Here is a 743-nt window from a genome sequence, read left to right as displayed (position 1 = left end):
GGTATAATAATAGTCAGAAAGGCCTGAATTACATAAGTAAATAACTAAAAAGTGCAAATGCTAAAAGTGAGGAATTAGTGGAGGTGAAAGGAATTATGGAACAAAAACCTGTACATTATGATGGCAGTTCTCTAACAAGTCAGGCAGCAAATGAGTCAGTGGTAAATGAACCATTCCTAATGACTGATGAAATGAGAAAAAGCATTGGTCGAAATCCTTATTCACTAGATACAAACGAATAATAAAAGAGTAGTAAAAGGATTTGTCAAAGTGGCAAATCCTTTTTGTTTATTTTAGGGCTTTTTGACTAAAACTAAAATGTCATATATCTTCAAAAAGAAAGGTGATTAACATGGCACAGGTTTTATACATTACAGCCCACCCTCATAATGAAACAATGTCGTATAGCATGGCAGTGGGAAAAGCATTTATTGAGAGTTACAAGCAGGTTAATCCGAACGATGAGGTTGTTCATTTAGATCTATACAATGAAAACATCCCCCATATTGATGCGGATGTATTTAGTGGATGGGGAAAGCTTCGTTCGGGACAAGCGTTTGATCAGCTGACGGATGAAGAAAAGGCAAAGGTAGGACGTCTTGGTGAGTTAAGTGAACAGTTTGTGGCAGCTGATAAATATGTGTTTGTCACACCATTATGGAACTTTTCTTTTCCTCCTGTCATGAAAGCCTATTTGGATTCTGTTGCCGTTGCCGGTAAAACCTTTAAATATACTGAAAATG

Annotated in this window: 1 protein-coding gene and 1 pseudogene; both read left to right on the top strand. The window is 36.6% G+C overall.

The features are described from left to right. The first annotated feature begins 95 nt into the window (after positions 1-95). Complete coding sequence (locus tag V7161_RS16770; protein WP_223595158.1) at positions 96-242, top strand: hypothetical protein; 147 nt, start codon at positions 96-98, stop codon at positions 240-242. A 110-nt stretch (positions 243-352) separates the two neighbouring features. Beyond that, positions 353-743: pseudogene (locus V7161_RS16765) on the top strand (NAD(P)H-dependent oxidoreductase); the annotation flags it as partial.

Source organism: Neobacillus drentensis (assembly GCF_036965425.1).
Taxonomy (GTDB): Bacteria; Bacillota; Bacilli; order Bacillales; family Cytobacillaceae; genus Neobacillus; species Neobacillus drentensis_F.
Note: the sequence above shows the minus strand (reverse complement) of the source record. Positions and strands in the feature narration are given on the sequence as shown.

What these genes read in the sequence shown, in the direction of transcription:
- V7161_RS16770 (WP_223595158.1), top strand. Translation starts at nt 96, where the DNA reads ATGGAACAAAAACCTGTACATTATGATGGCAGTTCTCTAACAAGTCAG.